This is a genomic window from Runella sp. (genome assembly GCF_965279615.1).
Taxonomy (GTDB): domain Bacteria; phylum Bacteroidota; class Bacteroidia; order Cytophagales; family Spirosomataceae; genus Runella.
Map to the genome: position 1 here is coordinate 2,145,562 of NZ_OZ257252.1, position 21,089 is coordinate 2,166,650.

Below are 21,089 nucleotides of genomic sequence, written 5' to 3' on the forward strand. Positions count from 1 at the left end.
GCACATTCGAAGGGAAACGGCAGAAAGTAAGAACTGAATTTTGTGTTCAACCAAATCCGACCTATTTTGCCGATTCATTCCAACTCATCCGCCACAAGCCGTTAAGCCATGTCTGCCATTACTATCAGAACCGATATTCGTCCCGGTGATTTAGGGTACATCACGTATTTAGTGGGTTTGCTGTACGCTAAAGAGTACGGTATGAACTTGCTCAACGATATTGAAATGGCCAATTTCATCACGCATTTTGTTCCACACCACCGGCCTGAAAAAGAACGGTTATGGATCGCCGAAACAGATGAGCACATTGTAGGTTCTGTTATTGTTTTTGAGGAACATCCCGGTGTGGCGCATTTGCGTTCGCTGCTTTTGCATCCATCGGTTCGCGGACGCGGCTTGGGCCGCCGATTGGTGCAATTGGCCATTGATTTCTGTCGCGAAGTCGGTTATCAAAAAATTACCCTCGAAACATTTGACGAGTTGCACGCGGCTCTGCATTTGTACAATACCTTTGGGTTTCAACAGACCGGCGAACGCTTCCACGCTGAGTGGGGCCGCCCCGTTCGGGAAGTGCAATTTGAACTGGTTTTATCAAATACATCAGAAGCATAAATAAACGAAAGCCGCCATGAAAATTCTGAAACTTATCGTGCTGTTGGGGTGGTTTTCTTCGGTGTATGCCCAAACAATAACGATTGAAGGGAGGATACTTGATGCTTCAACCAATCAGCCCGTTCCGTTTGCCGGCGTGGGTATTGTGGGAAAAAGCATCGGGACTGTAGCCAATGAACAGGGGCGATTTATCTTAAAACTGAACGAACAATACGCCTCTGACATGCTCATTGTCAACTGCATGGGGTTTGAGTCGTATCAGGTTTCGGTCAAATCAGCCATGCAATCCGGACCGCTTGAGATAAAGTTGAAAGTGAATGTTATTCGGCTTCAGGAAGTGGTTGTGAAGCCCATCAATCCCACCGAGATCATTTATCAGGCAGTTGCCCTTATTCCTGAGAATTATGACAAAAGCCCGTCGATCATTGAAGGATTTTACCGAGAATCTGTCAAACAAACCAACACCAATCATTTTTTTGCTTTTTCGGAAGGTGTTATCCAACTTTACAAATCGGGCGTAGACACCAATACGCCGGACTTGGCGCGGATGATCAAAGGGCGCAAAAAAGAATTACCCACGCAGATCATTACCGTCCAAAATGATACCTGCCCCGTACCCCGCATCACCAATGGGCCGTATTTGGGTTATTTTTTGGATGTTGTCAGAGCGCGTGATTTTCCGCTGTATGATCTGAACTCGTACACGTTTGAATACGATGGCGTTCAAACCATCGGAACCACTTTCCTGTACAAGATCAAATTTAAAAATAATCCGGTGGTGCGTCGTTCATTTAATCAACGATTTGCTGCTTACAAGGGAACTATTTACATCGAAACGGAGAGTTTGGCGGTGGTAAAAGCAGAATATGAACTTACCGCCGAGGCTTTGCACCAATACGAACTGAACACTCCGGGAATACGGCTCAAAAACCGTAAATACATCATCAATTACGCACCTTTTGAGGGGAAATGGTACCTGCACGATGCCCGCGTAGTGAATGATTTTCAGTATGATTATTATGCATGGCCCAAAGGAACCCGTCCAAAAAATGCGCCCAAACGCATTGACGTAGGCGTTGGGCTTTATAATCAAATGGCCTTTGTGACCACTCATATCTCGAACCGGAATCTCCAACAATTCCCTGCCAATCAAATTCTGAAGATCGACGCTTCCTTTACGGAACAAAGCATGACCTTTGAGGATGATTTTTGGAAGGATTTTAATATTATTGAAGAAGACGAAAACTAAAAATTAGGGATGTTTAGTTTGACTATTTCGCAAACGTTTTCTGAAAATTTAGTGTTAAAACCGATAGAGTAATCGAAAAACAGTTCTGCCAACCCAACTACGCACGTCATTTGAAAGCACTTGCTCACCTCAACAAATACTTAGTTAAATACAAATGGTACCTGATATTGGGCACTGTTTTCACCATTGTTTCCAATCTTTTCGGCATCATTCCGGCCCAATTGGTACGCTACGCGCTTGATTTGGTGAAAGATACGCTGGATGTGTATTTCCTGTTCAAAGGTTCTTCGCTGCAAGCCGGTCTTTACGAAATATTTGCTTTCAGTATTTTGCTGTACGGGGTGTTGATCATGATCATGGCGTTGCTCAAAGGCGTATTTTTGTTTTTGGTTCGGCAAACCCTCATCGTAATGTCACGGCACATTGAGTTTGACCTCAAAAATGAGATATATGCGCATTATCAAACACTGCCGTTGAGTTTCTATCGTCGCCACAACACCGGCGATTTGATGGCGCGCATCTCTGAGGATGTCAGCAAAGTGCGGATGTATGTGGGACCTTCCATCATGTACGGTATTAACTTGATTACTTTATTTATACTGGTAATCAGCTACATGGTTTCTGTCAATGCCAAATTGACGTTTTATGTATTGCTGCCGTTGCCGATTTTATCCATCAGTATTTACCTCGTTAATACGCTCGTCATGAAGCGCTCGGAAGAATTGCAGGCGCAACTTTCCAGCGTTTCGACCTACGTTCAGGAGTCTTTTTCGGGCATACGCGTTATTAAGGCCTTCGTTCGGGAACGGGAGCAACTGCGGAATTTTGTCACACAAAGCAATGACTATCGCAATAAGTCACTGAAATTGACCATTATTGATTCGCTGTTTTACCCTTTTATTATGGTATTGGTAGGACTGAGCAATGTTCTTATTGTCTTCGTGGGCGGACAGGAAATCATGTCCGGTCGGCTGACTCCCGGCAATATCACGGAATTTATTCTATACGTAGGTATGCTCACTTGGCCCGTAATGGCGCTCGGTTGGACGACCAGTCAAACGCAACGGGCAGCGGCTTCGCAGCAACGCATTAACGAATTTTTGAATACCAAAACGGACCTGGTTTCAGCTAAGAACATCGAACACGAAATAGCGGGAGATATTCACTTCCAAAACGTTAGCTTCGATTATCCCGATACAGGTATCAAAGCACTCAAAAACTTTACATTAAGCGTAAAATCGGGCGAAACGGTGGCCATTTTGGGCACAACCGGCTCGGGAAAAAGCACGGTTGCCAACCTTCTGATGCGTCTGTACGACCCTACCGAAGGCGAAATTTCAATTGACGGCATTCCTGTTAAAGACTACAAATTACAATCGCTTCGCGGACAAATGGGGTATGTACCCCAAGACGTGTTTTTGTTTTCCGACAGCATAGAATCCAACGTATCTTTTGGGTCGATGGACATGCCGTTTGAAAAAATTGAGCAGGCCGCCAAAGATGCTGACCTCTATGCCAATATCATTGACTTTCCGGAGGGCTTCAGTACCCGCGTCGGCGAACGGGGAATCACGCTTTCGGGCGGACAGAAACAACGCCTTTCCATCGCCCGCGCTATTGCACGCGACCCAAAAATCCTTATTCTGGACGATTGCCTTTCTGCGGTAGATACCCAAACGGAAAACACTATTTTGAACAACCTGAGTCGCATTATGAAAGACCGCACATCGGTCATTATTTCACACCGGGTTTCGTCGGCAAAACTGGCCGATTTTATCCTTGTATTAGACGAAGGACACATTGTAGAGCAAGGCACGCATGAGTTTTTGATGGAACAAAACGGTGTTTATAAAGAACTCTACGAGAAGCAGTTGCAGGGTGAAGAAGTATAAGTAAGTTAATGGTTTTATTTTTTTCATCATGGATAAAATACTCCAAACATTGGTGGGGACGTGGTTTATTTGCGCAACCAATTTTCCGATGTGGCTCAAAGGCAATAAAACAAATCCAACGTTTAATTATAGCTTGGTTGTCAATAAAGAAAATACGCTGCTGGATGAAGTAAAATACCTCAAAAACGGCAAATCAAAGACCATTACGGGCTTTGATACTCAAGATGAAACTGATAAAAAGGCCTTTGTGTGGCGGGGAAAAGGGTTATTGAGTTTATTGAAAAGTAAGTGGAAAGTAGTACTGCTTGACCCTTCGGGACAATGGGCGGTGATTTGGTTTTCAAAGACCTTGTTTACACCTGAAGGGGTGGATATTATCAGCAGAGCACCTACCCTCTCACCGACCATGCTCAAGGAAATCAAAGCCCAAATGGCCCGAGATTCAGTTCTTGCTCCGCACATCGAAAGTCTTAAAACCTTATAATCCACCATGCAGGACGATTCTCACAAACTCTACTACGACATCAACGAGGCCGCCGCTCGCTACGGCTTTGACGCTTCTAAATTACGCTACTGGGAGTCTGTTTTTCCGATGCTCAAGCCCGAAAAACGCGGAGGAGATCGTATTTACACACCGGAAGACCTGGAGATCTTGGACGAAATTGTGTACCTCGTTGAGCAGAAAAAACATAAGCTCGCCGCCGCACGCCAGATCATAGAGTCGGGGCGAAGCCAACGGATCAAAATAAAACGTGCTGTACAACAGTTGGAAACCGTTAAGCGTTACCTTCAAGACGTTAAAGATCTTATGAAGTGAAAAACAGCATGAAAATAGGCATAATTGCAGGTGTTGTCGCAAGCGTTTTTTTGATAATAAAGTATTACACAGATGAACCGAGCGTTGGTGGTCCTTCTATAAATGTTCCGGCCCTCAAAGCCCTTCCGCACGCCCAAGCGGCCATTGTCTATTTTGAATTTGAGCCTGACCCCAACCGCTACGAAGACCAACAACTCAAATTACGAATCGAACGCCGCACCGACAACAAGTTGTATTTGGTTGACGATTCCAAACCCGAACAGGGTCGTACCACTTACTATGCGCTCAACGGAAGCGTCAATCGTGTAGATGCGCGTCAGCTTACACAACAGCCGCTTTTGCCCAATCGCTGGATTCATTTGGTGAAGTACGTTACGGAAGTCTCTAACGTAAATTCGGAAGGTTGGCTCACGTCAGCTTTTAATGTTGCCTCGGGCCAGGCCAAATTCGCGGCGGCGTACGAAGCTATTTTTTGGGTTCGGGATTCGTTGCAAAAAACACCTTCACAACTCGCCTATACCCAACCTCTTTGGCCCAATAACGGTGCCGTAGGAGACAGTAAAATATTTAAACAAACGCCTGCCTTTAAATTAATTAACAAGAAATACGGTTCAGAATCGTTGCCATTGGACGAACCTGTTCAAAACCTGCGAAAAGTAAGTTGGAATGTCAACGCCAATAAGTTTAAACTGCTTTATGCGGGTGAAGTAGATGCGTTGATCAAACACATACGTCCCAAAGATAAGCAGGGAATCACCCGATTTGATTCCCGTCAGCTCGACCAAGCGGCCGATTGGCTCGCCAAAAACAGCCCGTCCGACATTTTTTCGGTCGATTTTGAGCCGGGAAAACCCGAAGAAGGATGGTATTGGGATATGTCAGATCCTAATTTCAGAAAAACAATGTATGAGCTTTCGGACCGTATTTATAAGAAACACGGGAAATTGTTCTATTCCTGGATCGGGGAGCCGCTTACGTTTGATTTCAAAGGAAAATCATTCAAGCTCGACGGCTACGCCAACGACAATTGGAGTTCTGATAAAAAGAACATTGATGATTATCTGGCCATCCATCAAGGGGCTAAATCCATTCAAAATGTTCAAAGCCCTTCACCAATCGTGCTTATGACGGGCTTTGGCTATACCAGTACAACGGTCAATACAAGTGACGCCAACGATCAACCACCTCAGGTATGGAAAGCCCCCGTTAATTGGTACCTGCGAACGTTAGACATGCTCAATCTTAAATCGTTGACGGCGCCGCCCAACGTTAAACTACTAAACTTCCTTTGGCCGTACGAAGATAAACCTGCCGACGCCCGACGCAGTCTTACGCGGCGTTTTCAGGTGGGTAACGGCAGCAAAGGCTATATCCGACAAATAGACAATCGGGTGATGTATCCCATGAATTTGGTGCGGGATGCCGTATTCATTCACCTCTGCAATCCGCGTGTTTTCTACACCAACTATTGGATTTTCGGTCAATCGTATAACCCGTATCAGGCGTTACGCTACTCTAAGATCAACGGCAATCTGTCGTGTGAGTCGCAAAAAACAGGTGGGTACTTTGTGTATGAATACCAAGGTCCTGACCAACCTCCCTGCCCGACGGTAAGCGAAGATTATATGGGCAAAGATGCGCTCGGCGTAGCGGCAATGGTACAGGCGCATGAGTTATTTGCTCACTATCAGCACATTCTGGACGGTGCCCAAATGCGTGAAAGTTATGGTTTTGAATATCAACGCATGGCTCAGAAAACCGCAAAAGCAGTTTGGCAAAATGATACGGGAGAATTTTCCCGCGCCTTTAAGCACAATCAGCCGTGGCTTCAAGTGTGGAAAAATCCGAAAACGGGAAAACGGTTATTGCTTTTTCAGGACAACTTTGCCGAAGCTTTCGAACCTGTTACGTTTACTGCCATCATCAACGGCACGAAGATCCAACGGAAAGTGGAAGGTAATGCTCTTTACTTGGAGGAATTATAATGACAGGATTTCAAGATTGACAAGATTTTAAATCCTGTGAATCTTGAAATCCTGTCTAAATTATACCGCGACAGGAGCCTTGATGGCAGGCCAGGGCGAATACCCTTCGAGCGTAAAATCTTCAAATTTAAAATCAAAAACGCTTTTCACTTCCGGATTCAATTTCATTACCGGCAACGGACGCACCTCGCGGGAAAGCTGTAATTCAACCTGTTCCAAGTGATTTGAATAAATGTGCGTATCGCCGCCTGTCCAAATAAAATCTCCATACTCAAAACCACATTCCTGCGCAATCATCATAGTCAACAGAGCATAGCTGGCGATGTTGAACGGCACGCCTAAAAATACGTCGGCACTGCGCTGGTACAATTGGCAAGAGAGCTTATTGTCCGCCACATAAAACTGAAACAATGCATGGCAGGGACTCAACGCCATTTTATGCAAATCGGCAGGATTCCACGCCGATACAATAATACGCCGCGAATCAGGGCTTTTTTTGAGTTGGTTTAGTACGTCCTGAAACTGGTCAATGGCGCGTCCATCGGGCGCTTCCCAGCTCCGCCATTGTTTTCCGTAGACAGGCCCCAAATTACCCTCCGCATCGGCCCATTCATCCCAAATACTTACGCCATGATCTTTGAGGTATTTTGTATTGGTATCACCTTTCAAAAACCAAAGTAATTCATGAATAATGGATTTGGTATGCACCTTTTTGGTTGTCACCAATGGAAATCCTTCCTGAAGATCAAACCGCATCTGGTACCCAAATACACTGATGGTTCCCGTACCCGTGCGGTCAGTTTTGCGGGTTCCGTTATCTAAAATATGGCGAAGTAAGTCGTGGTATTGTTGCATGATTAAATTCCTAAAACCTAATTTTTATTCAAACATAAATCTAAAATTGTAATCCGACAAAACGGGATCAGCGTCACTGTTATATCTTTGGTAAGCATGACGTCTGCTTATACAAAGGCTTTTGTGCTTCAAATCAAATATTTCGATAGTCCTTTCTGCTCTATATTGTTCTTCTACAGAAGCAAGTGGATTTGGAGAAATTGTGTGTTCGATATAATCATAAATAAAATACCGATTAAAATGAAACTCTATATCATCCGGTCTTAACAATTCCTCTTCAAATTGATCAACTTTTGAATCCTGGCAATGTTTGCAGGAAATATACAGATTTTCCCATTTACAGACTTCCGAATAGAACGCAGGGTTCGTCTTAGGATGAAAATGGTCAATCGTATCATCTCCTCGTTTCAAAGGAAAGCCATCACAATACGAGCAATGGTCGTCAGTCATTGCTATCAAATCAGGCAAAAGGTGTTGATTTAATTTTTTACCGCTAATTTGTGGCCATTGAAATTCAAAAGAAGGGTTGTTTCCTCTGTTCTGTATGTATCGTTCTCCATACATTTGCCAGCGGGCCTTTCCTGTTTTTGCATCCGATTCAAGTAAAACATCAGGGGTATCTGAGCGGGTAAACTTTCTCATATCTCAGCTACTGAAAAATCTTGGTTAGTGAGACGTTTTAGCTGTCTGAGTTCCATGCCGATGATGCTTTCAATTTCAACGCTGTTTTGATTCATCAACTCTCCTATCAATTTTCTGAACCTAACCGGAACAGCCGTTTCAGGATTTTTTAATATCTCCTTTTTAAGCGACTGAAATTCAGCCAATTTCCTTTCTACATCAACCCCAAACCGTTCTTTGACTCCAAAGATTTCTTCTAAAATATAATCATAACTTTTAGCATCTTCTGATAGAATCGGCTCTCCTGCCAACACACTGTACCCGTCTTTTTTGATAAACCGATGCACCCAAGCGCCATCCACCGAACCCACTACAAAAGGAGAATGCGTAGAAATAAAGATCTGAGCATTTTTGAAAAGCTTTTGGACAACAGGCAAAATTTTCCTTTGCCACGCCGGATGTAGATGAACTTCAATTTCATCGAGGAGAAGAATAAAATTCCGCTCCAAAACGGGTGTATTATTTACCCATTTCAATCTATCCATTCGCATTAATAAATCACCCATCCAACTCACCATTGATTTCAAGCCGTCAGGTAATTGATCAAAGTTAAGCGATTGCCCATCGACTTTAATTTTTATGCCCAAAGGTTCTTCTTCGAGATCAAACTTTACCTCGGATTCTATGATTTCACCTAACGCATTTTCTATGATCTCAATGGTACTGCGATATTGTTTAGCTTTTGCAGTATCACCTTTACCTTTAACAATCAGCTCACGTGTTTGAATATTAACAAGCCATTGAATAAGATTTTGTGGGTTAATTGAGTTTGTAAAGTCATTCGCTTTATCCAAAGGAAAATCTAGCATTTCCTGAACGCCTGTTATTTTAATATTGGCAACCCTTCTGTACCCTGCGTAGGCAAAAAAAACAATATCCCTTTCTAACTCTTCATCAAGTAAATATTTTCTCATTCGTATTGATAACTCTTGAAATTGGCTTTGTGAAGCTGGAAATTTAAATAATCCTTTCTCTGAATCCTCTATAATAAAACTGTATTTAGCATTCCAAGTCTTTTTATAAATATTAGAATTATCCTGTTTAAGTGCCGAGGCATAAATCAATACCTCCAAAATCGTACTTTTCCCCGTTCCATTTTCACCCGTTAAAATATGAATCTCTGCTTTATCAGGGTCTTTTTTTACAGGAAAGTCAATTTTTAGATACTGAAACGGCCCAATTTCATTGATTTGCAGACTTTCAATACGAAAGTTATCCATTGTCATTTTCTTTAATTCTGCTTCAAATTAACAAAAAAATGCCTTGTTATTGATAACAAGGCATTAATGAAAGTGATTTTTGTTTTTTGTCTGTCTGTGAGTGCAATTCTTTTCTTACTCCCCTATCAGTTCCCCCAAAATCTTCTGAGCCGCTACCGAGATCACCGTTCCGGGGCCAAAAACGCCTTTGACACCCGCTTTGTACAAAAAGTCGTAATCCTGCGCGGGAATCACGCCTCCGGCAATGACCATGATGTCTTCTCGGCCCAGTTTTTTGAGTTCTTCGATGAGTTGTGGTACCAATGTTTTGTGCCCTGCCGCAAGACTGGAAGCACCTACAATATGGACATCATTCTCAGCGGCTTGCCGAGCTGTTTCTTCCGGTGTTTGGAACAATGGCCCCATATCAACATCAAAGCCCAGATCGGCAAAACTCGTTGCAATGACCTTGGCACCTCGGTCGTGGCCATCCTGACCCATTTTAGCCACCATTATGCGTGGCCGACGGCCTTCCAGCTCGGCAAAGCGGTCGGCCATTTCGCGGGCAATTCGGAAATTCTCATCGTCCGAAACTTCCGCACTGTAAACTCCTGAAATAGAACGTATCACGGCTTTATATCTTCCAAAAACTTTTTCCATTGCGTACGAAATCTCTCCCAACGTAGCCCGCACACGGGCCGCTTCAATCGCCAGAGTTAATAAGTTAACCTCATCCCTGCCCCTCCGTGCGACGGTCCGATCCTCTAAGAGAGGGGTTGCTGCAGCTGATTCAGTAATGGCGGCAAGCGCCTTTTCAACAGCATTACTGTCTCTTTCGGCTTTTATTTTTTCCAACTGCTTTACCTGTGCTTCTCGCACCGCTTTATTGTCTACTTCCAACAATTGCAGCGGTGTTTCCGAGTCAGGTTTATATTTGTTGACGCCCACAATAACATCCTTTCCGCTGTCGATGCGAGCCTGTTTGCGGGCGGCGGCTTCTTCAATGCGCATTTTGGGCAGACCTGCTTCAATGGCCTTGGTCATACCGCCCATTTCGATAACTTCCTCGATCAATGTCCACGCTTTTTCGGTCAATTCTTTGGTCAAATATTCCACGTAATAACTCCCGCCCCAAGGGTCAACAACGCGGCAAATATCGGTTTCATACTGTAAATACAATTGCGTATTTCGGGCAATCCGCGCCGAGAAATCAGTCGGCAATGCAATGGCTTCGTCCAACGAATTAGTGTGTAAACTTTGCGTATGACCCAAAGCCGCGGCCATTGCTTCAATCGTTGTCCGGGCTACGTTGTTAAACGGATCCTGCTCCGTCAACGACCAACCCGACGTCTGACAGTGTGTACGCAACGCAAGCGATTTCTTGTTTTTGGGATTGAATTGGTTAACAATTTTTGCCCAAAGCAATCGACCTGCCCTCATCTTGGCAATTTCCATGAAGTGGTTCATACCGATACCCCAGAAAAATGACAGACGCGGCGCAAAATCATCAATATCCATACCCGCTGCTAAACCGGTACGCAGGTATTCCAAACCATCAGCAAGCGTATAGGCCAGCTCAATGTGCGCGGGCGCACCCGCTTCGTGCATGTGATAACCGCTGATACTGATGCTGTTGAATTTTGGCATAAACCGACTGGCATACGCAAAAATATCACCAATGATACGCATACTCGGTGCAGGCGGATAAATGTAGGTATTGCGCACCATGAATTCCTTCAAAATATCGTTCTGAATCGTGCCCGCCAATTGTTCGGGTTTTACACCCTGCTCTTCCGCCGCTACAATGTAAAACGCCATGATGGGAAGCACCGCCCCATTCATGGTCATTGAAACCGACATTTGATCAAGCGGAATTTGGTCGAACAACACCTTCATATCTTCCACGCTGTCGATAGCCACGCCTGCTTTACCCACATCACCCACCACACGCGGATGGTCTGAGTCATAACCACGGTGCGTAGCCAGATCAAATGCAACGGAAAGACCTTTTTGTCCACCAGCCAAATTGCGGCGGTAAAAAGCGTTGGATTCTTCCGCCGTTGAAAAACCCGCATACTGGCGGATCGTCCACGGTTGCTGTACGTACATGGTGCTGTAAGGTCCCCGCAGAAAAGGGGCAACTCCTGCACCAAAATTCAAATGTTCCGCGTCCTGAACATCAATTTTGGTGAATACAGGTTTTACTTTAATGCCTTCGGCAGTCATGAAGGGCTTCCCGATTCCGCTATCCGGTTTTCGAAGGTCTTTCGTATGATTATGTATGTTGAGGAAATCGGGTTTCATTTACTGTTTTTTAAAACTGTCTTTACTTGTAATTTTTACTAAAGAGAAGATAAAATCTTTATCAGGCACCATATACATTCTCAAAACCGCTTTTCAATTCTGCATCAGGGAGTATTTGCAGCAAATGATGCTTTAAGTGTTCGGCATAATCCTTCATGATAAATTCAAGCGTAAACGGTCCTGCGTCTTCAATGGTAATGGTATTTTGCAAAACAGACGTATCTACATGCTCAATGATGTGCGCCAAATGTAAATTATAGGCCGCCCAAAGCGTAGTGATGAGTTTCCAATTAGCCGATGCATACTGTTGCGCTGCTACCCAGTTATTTTGAGCATAGCCTACAAAATGCAGTTGCGGCTCCGCCATGGTTCGTATAAATTTCTGTTGGTTATTGCATGCCGAATCTATTAAATGACCTAAAATTTCTTTTTTAGACCATTTATAAGGGTTAGGCTTTTTGGCCGCCTCTTCTTCCGGGATATTTTGAAGCAATGGCAACACTTTATTTACAATATCTCTCAACTCATTGGCTGTCTCTATCATTGTTCAAAGGATTGGGCTATTCGTTGGTTTTGAAGCAATCTATACGGAACTGAATCCTTTACCGATTCTACGTTCACAGCATCTTTAACCGGTTCTTCATCAAAGCGAAATTTATTTACTCCCACCATTATATTGCTTCCCTGTTGGAGAGATTCCAACGCCGAATGAGCGTTTTGTTCGATTTGGTCTTGAATATAATTTTGCTCAAAAGCCGCCATTAAGCCTCCTTTTTCTTCCACTTCCAAAAATAACCTCCATGCTGTATCTACCAACTGTTGGGTCAGGTTTTCCAGAAAATAACTGCCGGCAGCGGGATCCAGCGTTTTGTCTAAATAACTTTCTTCTTTCAATAAAATGGAAATATTGCGGGCAATGCGTTCTGAAAATTCATCGGGCAAACGAAAAGCAGCATCGTACGCATGAACCGTAAGGGCATCGCAACCGCCAATGACGGCACTCATGGCCTCGGTCGTTGCCCGCAACAGGTTGGTATTGGCCGTAATGGCGGCATCGTAATATGTAGACGTTTGTGCATGAATGTAGGCCGATGTCAATTCCAAGCCCCATGCTCCCTGCATTTTTTGCCATAAATACCTCAACGACCGCACTTTAGCGATCTCCATAAAATAGTTGGTTCCGACAGAAATTGAAAAATAAAACTTCGAAAAAGCTTCTTCAGCAGAAATTCCGGCATCGGTTAATTTATCAACATACGTTACGGCTGAGGCCAATGTAAAAGCCAATTCCTGAGCCGCGTTGGCACCTGCATTATGAAACACATGACTGCTTACGCAAATGGCTTTAAAATGCGGAGAACTTTTTGTCAACGCAACTGTTGCCGCCAATTCTTCAAAATAGTTTTCGGCCAATTCTCCTTTGGTCATCCATTCCGCTAACCCATCCTCGACTAAGCCACCTTTCATTTGATACGCAATGAACGTTTGAAGAGAACTCAGTAATGCGGCATTTTGTCCGTTTGTTTTAAAGAAAATGGGTGTATCGCTGAGCCTAATACCGTTGAGTAATTTCGTTAACTCAATCTTTTCGATAGGTATACTTTTAATATCCAACGTCACAGCATCAACTCCTTTTTGCAAAAGAGCCATGATTGCGGCATTGGTGACTCGCTCGTTTTCGTACACTACAACGGGCTGTGTAAGCCATCCTAATTTCTTTTGTTGGGCAGCTTGCACCGGTACTGTTTTTTCCTCCTCTATATCGTCTCCGGTATAATACGGCTCGACAACAAATCCTTCGGGTGTATTCCACAACAGCGTTTTCTCAAAGTCTTTGCCTTTCAAGTCTTTGAGAGCCTGCTGTGTCCACGCTTCTTTGTCGGTCGGCGAAAATTCAGAAAAAAGAGAAGAGTTCATGAAAATCTTACACTATAAAAAAGGAAATTTTGTACGCTATATGAAGGTAAAAATAGGGTTTATATTTTTGGCTTTCAACTTCCGGCAAAACAAATCCCATCTGATCTAACCCATTCGGGATAGAAATTTATTTGATCCTGTTTTAAATTTACCTTTCCAAATACAAAATCAGTATATTTAAGTCATTGTTTCTAAATCCTTTTTTCTATTTTTGCAACCCTTTATTTGGGGCAGTTGTGCAGAAAACGCTTTCAGTGAGCTTATATGTACACAGAGCTAAGCGTCAAAAATCAGATTTACTGACACTTACATAATACTCTCTCAACGATTTTGTACCGTTTTTACGAATAACTCAGAATACTCAGTGGATAGTTTTTTTCAACATGAAGTAGCTGTTGTATGGGAAAAGTGCCTTCAAGTCATTAAGGCCAATGTCTCTGAGCAGAGCTTTAAAACCTGGTTCGAGCCGATTGTTCCTTTTCGGCTTGCAGGAAAAACTTTGACCATTCAGGTTCCGAGTCAATTCTTCTATGAGTGGTTGGAGGAAAATTACATTCACGTATTACGGCGGGCACTGGACTACGCCATCGGTCGCGACGGTCAATTGGAATACTCCATCATCGTAGATACGGGCGGAGATCGCCAGCCGCCTATCAAAGTGCATGTGCCAACCACCAACTCGCCCGAAGCAGCCGAAGCACGCCAAAAAGCCGCTTTAGAACCTAAAAAAGCTACTCCACAGCCCCCCCGCAGCCCCGATTCTTCGGAGTTAGACCTTTATCTGAATCCTACGTATAGTTTTGATAACTACATCGAAGGCGATTGTAACCGCTTGGCGCGTTCGGCAGGAATGGCCGTAGCGCAACGTCCCGGTGTTACTTCATTCAATCCACTACTGATCTATGGCGGTGTAGGATTGGGCAAAACGCACTTGGTACAAGCCATCGGCAACCACATCAAAGGGCATTATCACGACAAATTTGTGTTGTACGTTTCTTCGGAGAAGTTCACGAATCAATTTATCAATGCCATCAGAAACAACACACTTCAGGATTTCACCGATTTTTACATGAAAGTAGATGCGTTGATTCTGGACGATGTGCAGTTTTTGTCCGGAAAGGAAAAAACGCAGGATACATTCTTTCATATTTTCAACCATTTACACCAATCGGGCCGCCAGATCATCATGACCTCCGACCGCCGGCCGAGCGAATTGCAGGGCTTGCAGGATCGATTGCTGTCGCGGTTTAAATGGGGATTAACGGCGGATCTTCAACAACCTGACTTTGAAACTCGGATCGCCATCATTCAGCGTAAATTGCAGGCCGAAGGGATTTACATCGAATACAGTGTCATTGAATACATCGCGCACAGCGTCAACACCAACGTCCGTGAGCTTGAAGGTGTCATTATTTCGTTGATGGCGCAAGCCTCGCTGGTGCGCCGTGATATTGACTTGGACTTAGCCAAAATTGTCATGAAAAACATCGTGACGGCCGAAGACCGCGAGGTTAATATTGATACAATTCAGGAAATTGTATCAGACTATTACGACGTGAGCATTGCTGATCTGAAAAGCAAAAGCCGCAAAAAAGAGTTGGTATATCCGCGCCAGGTAGCCATGTATTTTGCCAAAGAACTGACAGATCTATCACTGAAATCCATCGGTTATCATTTTGGCGGTCGCGACCACAGTACAGTCATTCACGCCATTCAAACCATCAGCGATCTGATGGAACAGGACGATTCGGTCAAAGATGCCGTTCAAAAAATTCGGAGTACTTTTAGTTAGTGATCAGACAACTATTCATGTGCCCGTACTTCTTCTCCACCGCTCTCAATTAAATTCCGGTCAATGGGATGAGTTCGTTGCTGCTTCGCCGCAATGCATTCTTTACGCTTATTCGTGGTATTTAGATACGGTTTCTCCCGATTGGCAAGCTTTGGTGTTGGTAGAAAAAGACCAATGGCAAGCGGTAATGCCTTTACCCTGTCGCCGAAAATGGGGAATGAATGTGGTACAGCAGCCTTTTTTTTGCCAGCTTTTAGGCGTATTTACCGCGCCATTGTTTGAGTTTACGGAGGCTGTACGGCTATTACTTGATAAACTACCTTTTTGTTTTCGGTATATCTCTATTTATACCGGTCGTTTTGGGCAACCTATTTTATATCCCAAAGGAATGAAAATAACCAACGCGGACAATTTCATTTTACCGCTCAAACCTTCTTATTCTCTTCTTTTCAAAAACTACACACACGACCGTAAAACAAACCTCTTGCGCGCACAGAAATTTGGATGGCAATCACAGCAAAGCACTGATATTGAACCGCTGATCAAGTTGTTTCAGGAAAATCATGCAGCGCAGATCCAAGGAGGAGTTTCGGCCAATGCTTATTATTTATTACAAAAAGTCGTTGCTGTGTTACAACAAAAAAAGGCACTTCGGTTAGTTTACGCGCTCAAAAATGGCCAAATTGAGGCAGGGGCTTTGTTTGCCATTTTTGATGATCGCATCATTTATCTTTTCAATGCAGCTTCTGCCACGGGCCGAAAAGGCAATGCCCGTACTTGGTTAATCGACCAAATGATTCAGAAATACGCCCAAACCGACTTTATTTTTGATTTTGAAAGCCCTGAATTATCGTCCATTTCCTCGTTTTATCAAAGCTTTGGAGCAGAAAAAGAAGGATATACACTATTCTCTTACAATGATCTGCCTTTTCCGTTAAAGCAAATTCAGGAATGGCGAGTAAGGAGAGCCGCAAAGAGTTAAGCAGAAAAACTTTCAGATAGTTAAAAAACAGTCCGTTCTCCAACGGACGGTCGGGTTGTGAGCAACCCAACACACTCGACATACTTCCCTCCCGTGCGGAGGACGGTCTGCAGCCGTTGCTCACAACCCGAACAGTCTTTTGCTAAGAGTAAGAATCGCCGAAACCCATGCGAGAGAAAGGGGCAAATCCCTTGGTCACAGTCCGCCGCGCGGTGGGGTAGAACAAAAAAATAAGGGTTAAAAGCAAGAGATAAAATTCTCTTAGCTTTTAACCCTTATTTTTTGCAACTGACTAAAGTGCAGGAATACGCAAAATTTGACCGGGATAGATTTTATCGGGATCAGAAAGCATAGGCTTGTTTGCTTCAAAAATGATGGGATATTTCATCATATCTCCGTAGTATGCTTTTGCGATCAACGATAGCGTATCGCCTTTCTTTACTTCATGATATTGTGCTTCAGGAGCAGGAGTTTCTACAACAATGTTGTTATCAACGGATTCAACACCTTCAACGTTACCTACTGCCAAAGCAATTTTCTCAGCATCTTCCTGAGTAGCTACTTCACCTTCAAGGATTACGGTATGGCCTGATACTTTTACAATCAATTTGTTGTAAGCAAGTCCAAGCGTTTTCACATGTTGGAGTAAAGCACTGGCTTTTAAGTCAGCAACTTTTTCGGGTGCAGCAGCGGGTTCGTCTTTACCAAAGACTTTTTCGCCTACTCCTTTAAAAAATGACATGAGTCCCATAATTGTTTGAGATTTTGATTAGTTTTTAGAAAAATTTTAACTTGGCAAGGCTCAAATCTACCTTTTTTTTAAGTCCTTGCAAATCCTTAGACTATTATTTTACTGTTAGGTCACCTTTTTAGTATATTCCATTCGTTAATTATGAAAATTTCTTTCTTCAGTTCGAAATCTTATGACCGTACTTATTTCAATCGCTACAATACGACGCATCAACTGAAGTTTTTTGATACAAGCCTAAACCTCGAAAGCGTTAATCTATTGACAGATAGCCAAGCTGTCTGTGTTTTTGTCAATGACCGACTCAGCGCCGAAGTTATTGCACAGTTAGCCCTTAAAAACATCAAGATCATTGCCTTACGCTGTGCGGGGTTCAACAACGTAGATTTACAGGCGGCTCAATCCCACGGGATAGCTGTGGTACGCGTTCCGGCTTATTCGCCCCATGCGGTAGCTGAACACGCCGTGGCGCTTATTATGACGCTCAATCGCAAAACCCATAAAGCTTATAACCGAGTACGCGAAGGGAATTTTTCGCTGGAACGATTGACCGGATTTGATATTTTTGGCAAAACGGTCGGCGTGATCGGAACGGGAAAAATCGGAGAAGCATTTGCCAAAATCATGAAAGGGTTCGGGTGCCGGGTACTGGCGTATGATGTTCAGCCTAATGCTCAATTAGAAGCACTTGACATTAAATACGTTCCATTGCAGGAATTGTTTTCCGCCTCCGATATTGTCTCATTACACTGCCCGCTTATGCCTCAAACCAATCGTCTTATTAACGCAGAAACGTTACAGCAAATGAAACCCAATGCCATGCTCATCAACACAAGTCGGGGCGGTTTGGTCGATACAGGTGCGGTCATTAAAGCGCTCAAAAGCGGCCATTTGGGCTATTTAGGCATTGACGTTTATGAGCAGGAAGCCGATCTGTTTTTCAATGATTTCTCGGAAAGCATCATTCAGGACGATGTATTGATGCGGCTGATGTCGTTCCCGAATGTACTCATTACCTCCCACCAAGGCTTTTTTACGGAGGAAGCGCTTTGCCAAATTGCCCAAGTTACCTTTCAAAACCTGCACGATTTTGAAGCAGGAGCCCTTAATCCTTCCACCACTTTGGTAAAACCATGATTGATTACAAAACAATTGAAAATCAACTTCCCGGTGAAGTTTTAGAGTCCGTTTTAACAGTACACTTTCAGGTATTCGACGGGCAGGAACGCTCTGAACTCCTTCGGGAAATCAACGAAACGCCTCACCTTTTGACCATTATTGCCTACGAAAACAATAAAGCTATTGGTTATAAGATGGGCTATCAGCGTAAAGTCGGGCATTTTTACAGTTGGCTGGGCTGTGTCTTGCCAAATTATCGAGGACACGGAATTGCGAGTCAACTTATGACAATGCAGCATGATTGGTGCCGCGCCAACAGTTATCATACCGTACGTACCATGACTTACAACAAATGGCGCAACATGCTGATCCTGAACCTAAAACACGACTTTAATATTGTAGGAATTCTGGCCGATAATACCGGAGCGCCTAAGATTATTTTGGAGAAAAACCTTTAATATTAAAGGGAAAGTTACATTATGAGAAGATCAATTCGTTCATTATTGCCGATCCTCCTTCCTATTATTTTTCAATTAGCAGGTTGTAAAAAGAAAGAACCTGCTGTTACAAAACCTACAGGGTGTTTTTGGTCGTCGGTGAAAGATGATGCAGGCATACTTACCGGGCATTGCATTATCAATTATGATAAAAATTTACGTCCAATCGGCATGGCAATAAACCGGTTTCCTGTTACAGAAGTGGGGATTGAATATGGCAAACAAGGCAATATTTCAAAAATAAATACCCGTTCAGATATTGATGACAAGCTAGACGCTGAACTTACCTTTAGCTATGACACTCAAAACAGGCTAACCAATGTCGCTGAATTTTTAGTTTCACAAAATACGCCCTACCGAAATGTAACATTTGAATATAACAGCGAAGGTAAAATTACCGCCATACAAACTATTTTCAGGCGTTTTCGAATCGAATATTTACCTACCGGAAATGTTTCAAAAGTATTTGAAGTAAACTCCAACGGAAAAGAATATTTAGTTGTGGAAAATCTTAGGTTTGATACTAATCCTTCGCCCTATTATAATCAGGTCAAAGCAGTAAAAGACTATTGGTTATTTCATTTTGCCAATATTTATAATACTCCAATAAGTTATCTATTAAGCCCGAACAATTTATTGGAAGCAGATTGGTATAGCTATTCAAATAAAATTTCAAACACCACAAACAGTTACAATTTTGATGCTTCCAATAACACCGTCACTTCTTTTAAGCATAAAATCAAATTTTACCAACCCGCTCCTGAATACGAACTTGATATTACCATGAATTATATATGCAATCCTTAGACCTCATCTCCAAACTTGCTCTTTATATGAAAACCCGATTTTTCTTCACTCTTCTTATTCTTCTCAATATCTTTCATATTCATGCCCAACCCTCTACTGTACAAAATACGAAAACAGACAAAAAGCTCACCGCTAAGATACAGGAAGCCATCAAAGGATTTCGGGGCGATGTAGGGGTTTATGTACATAATCTAAAAACAAATAAGATCGTCGAAATCAATGCCGATACGCTCTTTCCCACGGCCAGTATGATCAAAGTGCCGATTCAGTGCGGGTTATTTGACAAAATAGCCCAAGGAGAACTACGCTACAATTCTATTCTCACCTACAAAGATTCGCTTCATTACGACGACGGTATTGTGGGTTCGTTGAAAGACGGCGCTAAAATTCCATTGAGCGAGGTGGTCATGTTGATGGAAACCGTCAGCGATAATACAGGCAGTTTGTGGTGTCAAGCCTTAGCGGGCGGCGGAAAATCCATCAATGAGTGGCTCGATAAAAACGGCTTTACGGCTACGCGCATGAACTCGCGTACGCCCGGACGCGAAGCCAATCGCACCCGCTACGGCTGGGGTCAAACGAGTCCGCGCGAAATGGCTGAGTTGATCGCTATGATTCGCCGGGGCCGAGCCATCAGCCCCGATGCTTCCGACCGTATGTACCGCAATTTGTGCCGTCAATATTGGGACGGCGAAGGTCTTTCGCAACTTCCGCCTGACATCAAAACTGCCTGTAAAAACGGCGCGGTGAATCGCTCACGTTCAGAAGCGGTGCTTGTTCACGCGCCTCATGGAGAATATGTATATTGCATCATCACTAAAAACAACATTGATGAAAGTTGGACGTCCAAAAACGAAGGCTATACATTGTTGCGTACCATTGGCAAACTGCTCTGGAATTACTATGAGCCTAATTCAAAGTGGCAGCCACCTGTCAATTTCGAAAAATGGTATCAGGAGGCTGTAGAATAATAACTTTATGCATATTTGTCCGTTATTCATAATAATTGAAATCTATTCTGATGAAACAACTCTTATTCGCCACCTTAACAATCATTTGGTTATCAGGCTGTAACAACACAACATCCACCCAAAACGATACGGTAAACATGGAAACCTCACAACATCCCGAAAATCCCTATTATTCACGAACAGATACCACCGAACTGCACGTAACAGATGCGGAATGGAAAAAAGTATTGCCCGACAGCATCTACCAAATAGCACGTAACAAAGCCACGGAGCGTGCCTTTACGGGAAAATATTGGAATTATACCGGCATAGGAACCTACTATTGTGCCGCTTGCGGAAACGCGCTGTTTCGCTCGGGCGCAAAATTTGCCAGCACCTGCGGTTGGCCGAGCTTTTTTGAAACCATGCGCCCCAACAGCGTTTCCTACAAACCCGACCGTTCCTTCGGCATGAACCGAATCGAAGTCCTCTGCGGACGCTGTGGCGGACACCTCGGGCACTTATTTGACGACGGCCCCGCTCCCACGCACAAACGCTTCTGCATGAATTCCATCGTGCTCGACTTTGTACCTGACGACAGTACTCAAGTAGAAAAATTTTAGTAGGTTAAAAACTCTTCACCTTCCTTTCGAGGTATTTTCAGTAGGAAAAAGTCTTTTAAT

20 protein-coding genes are annotated in these 21,089 nt (G+C 43.5%); 13 read left to right on the forward strand and 7 right to left on the reverse strand.

Annotated elements, in window-relative coordinates; all coding sequences use genetic code 11:
* Window positions 1-108: 108 nt before the first annotated feature.
* From ACQY73_RS09435 to ACQY73_RS09460, 6 genes are all read left to right on the forward strand, one after another.
* Window positions 109-612, forward strand: coding sequence for a GNAT family N-acetyltransferase (locus ACQY73_RS09435; RefSeq protein ID WP_428664672.1), 504 nt, complete (start codon window positions 109-111; stop codon window positions 610-612).
* 16 nt (window positions 613-628) lie between these two features.
* On the forward strand, window positions 629-1,861 hold the full coding sequence (locus ACQY73_RS09440) for a carboxypeptidase-like regulatory domain-containing protein (RefSeq protein WP_428664675.1): 1,233 nt from the start codon (window positions 629-631) through the stop codon (window positions 1,859-1,861).
* Window positions 1,862-1,971: 110 nt separating this feature from the next.
* Window positions 1,972-3,753 carry an ABC transporter ATP-binding protein gene (locus ACQY73_RS09445; protein WP_428664678.1) on the forward strand — a complete coding sequence of 594 codons (1,782 nt, stop codon included), beginning with the start codon at window positions 1,972-1,974 and terminating at the stop codon, window positions 3,751-3,753.
* A 28-nt stretch (window positions 3,754-3,781) separates the two neighbouring features.
* Window positions 3,782-4,237, forward strand: a complete 456-nt coding sequence (locus tag ACQY73_RS09450; RefSeq protein ID WP_428664681.1) for a lipocalin family protein — start codon at window positions 3,782-3,784, stop codon at window positions 4,235-4,237.
* A gap of 6 nt (window positions 4,238-4,243) precedes the next feature.
* Window positions 4,244-4,570 carry a MerR family transcriptional regulator gene (locus ACQY73_RS09455; protein ID WP_428664684.1) on the forward strand — a complete coding sequence of 109 codons (327 nt, stop codon included), beginning with the start codon at window positions 4,244-4,246 and terminating at the stop codon, window positions 4,568-4,570.
* An 8-nt stretch (window positions 4,571-4,578) separates the two neighbouring features.
* Window positions 4,579-6,555, forward strand: coding sequence for a hypothetical protein (locus ACQY73_RS09460; protein WP_428664687.1), 1,977 nt, complete (start codon window positions 4,579-4,581; stop codon window positions 6,553-6,555).
* A 60-nt stretch (window positions 6,556-6,615) separates the two neighbouring features.
* On the opposite strand, the gene ACQY73_RS09465 is transcribed toward ACQY73_RS09460, so the two are convergent.
* The 6 genes from ACQY73_RS09465 to ACQY73_RS09490 all read right to left on the reverse strand — a co-directional run bounded on the left by ACQY73_RS09465 (window position 6,616) and on the right by ACQY73_RS09490 (window position 13,511).
* The gene (locus ACQY73_RS09465; protein ID WP_428664690.1) at window positions 6,616-7,410 is read right to left on the reverse strand and encodes a thymidylate synthase; all 795 of its coding nucleotides are present in this window, start codon (window positions 7,408-7,410) and stop codon (window positions 6,616-6,618) included.
* 24 nt (window positions 7,411-7,434) lie between these two features.
* Entirely contained in the window at window positions 7,435-8,052 is a 618-nt protein-coding gene (locus tag ACQY73_RS09470; protein WP_428664693.1) for a hypothetical protein, read from the reverse strand.
* Entirely contained in the window at window positions 8,049-9,311 is a 1,263-nt protein-coding gene (locus ACQY73_RS09475; RefSeq protein WP_428664696.1) for an AAA family ATPase, read from the reverse strand. The genes ACQY73_RS09470 and ACQY73_RS09475 overlap by 4 nt, the downstream gene beginning before the upstream one ends.
* Before the next feature lie 114 nt (window positions 9,312-9,425).
* Window positions 9,426-11,594 (reverse strand): methylmalonyl-CoA mutase, encoded by a 2,169-nt coding sequence (scpA, locus tag ACQY73_RS09480; protein ID WP_428664699.1) that lies wholly within the window; start codon window positions 11,592-11,594, stop codon window positions 9,426-9,428.
* A 61-nt stretch (window positions 11,595-11,655) separates the two neighbouring features.
* The gene (locus ACQY73_RS09485; protein ID WP_428664702.1) at window positions 11,656-12,138 is read right to left on the reverse strand and encodes a DinB family protein; all 483 of its coding nucleotides are present in this window, start codon (window positions 12,136-12,138) and stop codon (window positions 11,656-11,658) included.
* On the reverse strand, window positions 12,135-13,511 hold the full coding sequence (locus ACQY73_RS09490; RefSeq protein WP_428664705.1) for a methylmalonyl-CoA mutase subunit beta: 1,377 nt from the start codon (window positions 13,509-13,511) through the stop codon (window positions 12,135-12,137). Before ACQY73_RS09490 ends, ACQY73_RS09485 begins: the two co-directional genes overlap by 4 nt.
* Before the next feature lie 364 nt (window positions 13,512-13,875).
* Here ACQY73_RS09490 and dnaA point away from each other — a divergent pair, with 364 nt between their 5' ends.
* Window positions 13,876-15,303 carry a chromosomal replication initiator protein DnaA gene (gene dnaA, locus ACQY73_RS09495; protein WP_428664708.1) on the forward strand — a complete coding sequence of 476 codons (1,428 nt, stop codon included), beginning with the start codon at window positions 13,876-13,878 and terminating at the stop codon, window positions 15,301-15,303.
* 19 nt (window positions 15,304-15,322) lie between these two features.
* The gene (locus ACQY73_RS09500; RefSeq protein ID WP_428664710.1) at window positions 15,323-16,285 is read left to right on the forward strand and encodes a GNAT family N-acetyltransferase; all 963 of its coding nucleotides are present in this window, start codon (window positions 15,323-15,325) and stop codon (window positions 16,283-16,285) included.
* Window positions 16,286-16,577: 292 nt separating this feature from the next.
* Here the strand turns inward: ACQY73_RS09500 and lysM are convergent, their stop codons facing one another.
* Window positions 16,578-17,036 carry a peptidoglycan-binding protein LysM gene (gene lysM / locus ACQY73_RS09505; RefSeq protein WP_428664713.1) on the reverse strand — a complete coding sequence of 153 codons (459 nt, stop codon included), beginning with the start codon at window positions 17,034-17,036 and terminating at the stop codon, window positions 16,578-16,580.
* A gap of 141 nt (window positions 17,037-17,177) precedes the next feature.
* Between lysM and ACQY73_RS09510 the strand changes: the two genes are divergently transcribed.
* From ACQY73_RS09510 to msrB, 5 genes are read left to right on the forward strand one after another with little or no spacing between them, the layout of a single operon-like run.
* A complete protein-coding gene (locus tag ACQY73_RS09510) occupies window positions 17,178-18,170 on the forward strand; it encodes a 2-hydroxyacid dehydrogenase (protein ID WP_428664716.1) in 993 nt (330 codons plus the stop codon).
* Window positions 18,167-18,610 carry a GNAT family N-acetyltransferase gene (locus ACQY73_RS09515; RefSeq protein WP_428664719.1) on the forward strand — a complete coding sequence of 148 codons (444 nt, stop codon included), beginning with the start codon at window positions 18,167-18,169 and terminating at the stop codon, window positions 18,608-18,610. Before ACQY73_RS09510 ends, ACQY73_RS09515 begins: the two co-directional genes overlap by 4 nt.
* A gap of 21 nt (window positions 18,611-18,631) precedes the next feature.
* Window positions 18,632-19,456, forward strand: a complete 825-nt coding sequence (locus ACQY73_RS09520; protein ID WP_428664722.1) for a hypothetical protein — start codon at window positions 18,632-18,634, stop codon at window positions 19,454-19,456.
* 26 nt (window positions 19,457-19,482) lie between these two features.
* A complete protein-coding gene (locus tag ACQY73_RS09525; protein ID WP_428664724.1) occupies window positions 19,483-20,427 on the forward strand; it encodes a serine hydrolase in 945 nt (314 codons plus the stop codon).
* A gap of 50 nt (window positions 20,428-20,477) precedes the next feature.
* A complete protein-coding gene (gene msrB / locus ACQY73_RS09530; protein ID WP_428664727.1) occupies window positions 20,478-21,029 on the forward strand; it encodes a peptide-methionine (R)-S-oxide reductase MsrB in 552 nt (183 codons plus the stop codon).
* The last annotated feature ends 60 nt before the right edge of the window (window positions 21,030-21,089 follow it).

What these genes read in the sequence shown, in the direction of transcription:
- ACQY73_RS09435 (WP_428664672.1), top strand. Translation starts at nt 109, where the DNA reads ATGTCTGCCATTACTATCAGAACCGATATTCGTCCCGGTGATTTAGGG.
- ACQY73_RS09440 (WP_428664675.1), top strand. Translation starts at nt 629, where the DNA reads ATGAAAATTCTGAAACTTATCGTGCTGTTGGGGTGGTTTTCTTCGGTG.
- ACQY73_RS09450 (WP_428664681.1), top strand. Translation starts at nt 3,782, where the DNA reads ATGGATAAAATACTCCAAACATTGGTGGGGACGTGGTTTATTTGCGCA.
- ACQY73_RS09455 (WP_428664684.1), top strand. Translation starts at nt 4,244, where the DNA reads ATGCAGGACGATTCTCACAAACTCTACTACGACATCAACGAGGCCGCC.
- ACQY73_RS09460 (WP_428664687.1), top strand. Translation starts at nt 4,579, where the DNA reads ATGAAAATAGGCATAATTGCAGGTGTTGTCGCAAGCGTTTTTTTGATA.
- ACQY73_RS09465 (WP_428664690.1), bottom strand. Translation starts at nt 7,410, where the DNA reads ATGCAACAATACCACGACTTACTTCGCCATATTTTAGATAACGGAACC.
- ACQY73_RS09470 (WP_428664693.1), bottom strand. Translation starts at nt 8,052, where the DNA reads ATGAGAAAGTTTACCCGCTCAGATACCCCTGATGTTTTACTTGAATCG.
- ACQY73_RS09475 (WP_428664696.1), bottom strand. Translation starts at nt 9,311, where the DNA reads ATGGATAACTTTCGTATTGAAAGTCTGCAAATCAATGAAATTGGGCCG.
- scpA (WP_428664699.1), bottom strand. Translation starts at nt 11,594, where the DNA reads ATGAAACCCGATTTCCTCAACATACATAATCATACGAAAGACCTTCGA.
- ACQY73_RS09485 (WP_428664702.1), bottom strand. Translation starts at nt 12,138, where the DNA reads ATGATAGAGACAGCCAATGAGTTGAGAGATATTGTAAATAAAGTGTTG.
- ACQY73_RS09490 (WP_428664705.1), bottom strand. Translation starts at nt 13,511, where the DNA reads ATGAACTCTTCTCTTTTTTCTGAATTTTCGCCGACCGACAAAGAAGCG.
- lysM (WP_428664713.1), bottom strand. Translation starts at nt 17,036, where the DNA reads ATGGGACTCATGTCATTTTTTAAAGGAGTAGGCGAAAAAGTCTTTGGT.
- ACQY73_RS09510 (WP_428664716.1), top strand. Translation starts at nt 17,178, where the DNA reads ATGAAAATTTCTTTCTTCAGTTCGAAATCTTATGACCGTACTTATTTC.
- ACQY73_RS09515 (WP_428664719.1), top strand. Translation starts at nt 18,167, where the DNA reads ATGATTGATTACAAAACAATTGAAAATCAACTTCCCGGTGAAGTTTTA.
- ACQY73_RS09520 (WP_428664722.1), top strand. Translation starts at nt 18,632, where the DNA reads ATGAGAAGATCAATTCGTTCATTATTGCCGATCCTCCTTCCTATTATT.
- ACQY73_RS09525 (WP_428664724.1), top strand. Translation starts at nt 19,483, where the DNA reads ATGAAAACCCGATTTTTCTTCACTCTTCTTATTCTTCTCAATATCTTT.
- msrB (WP_428664727.1), top strand. Translation starts at nt 20,478, where the DNA reads ATGAAACAACTCTTATTCGCCACCTTAACAATCATTTGGTTATCAGGC.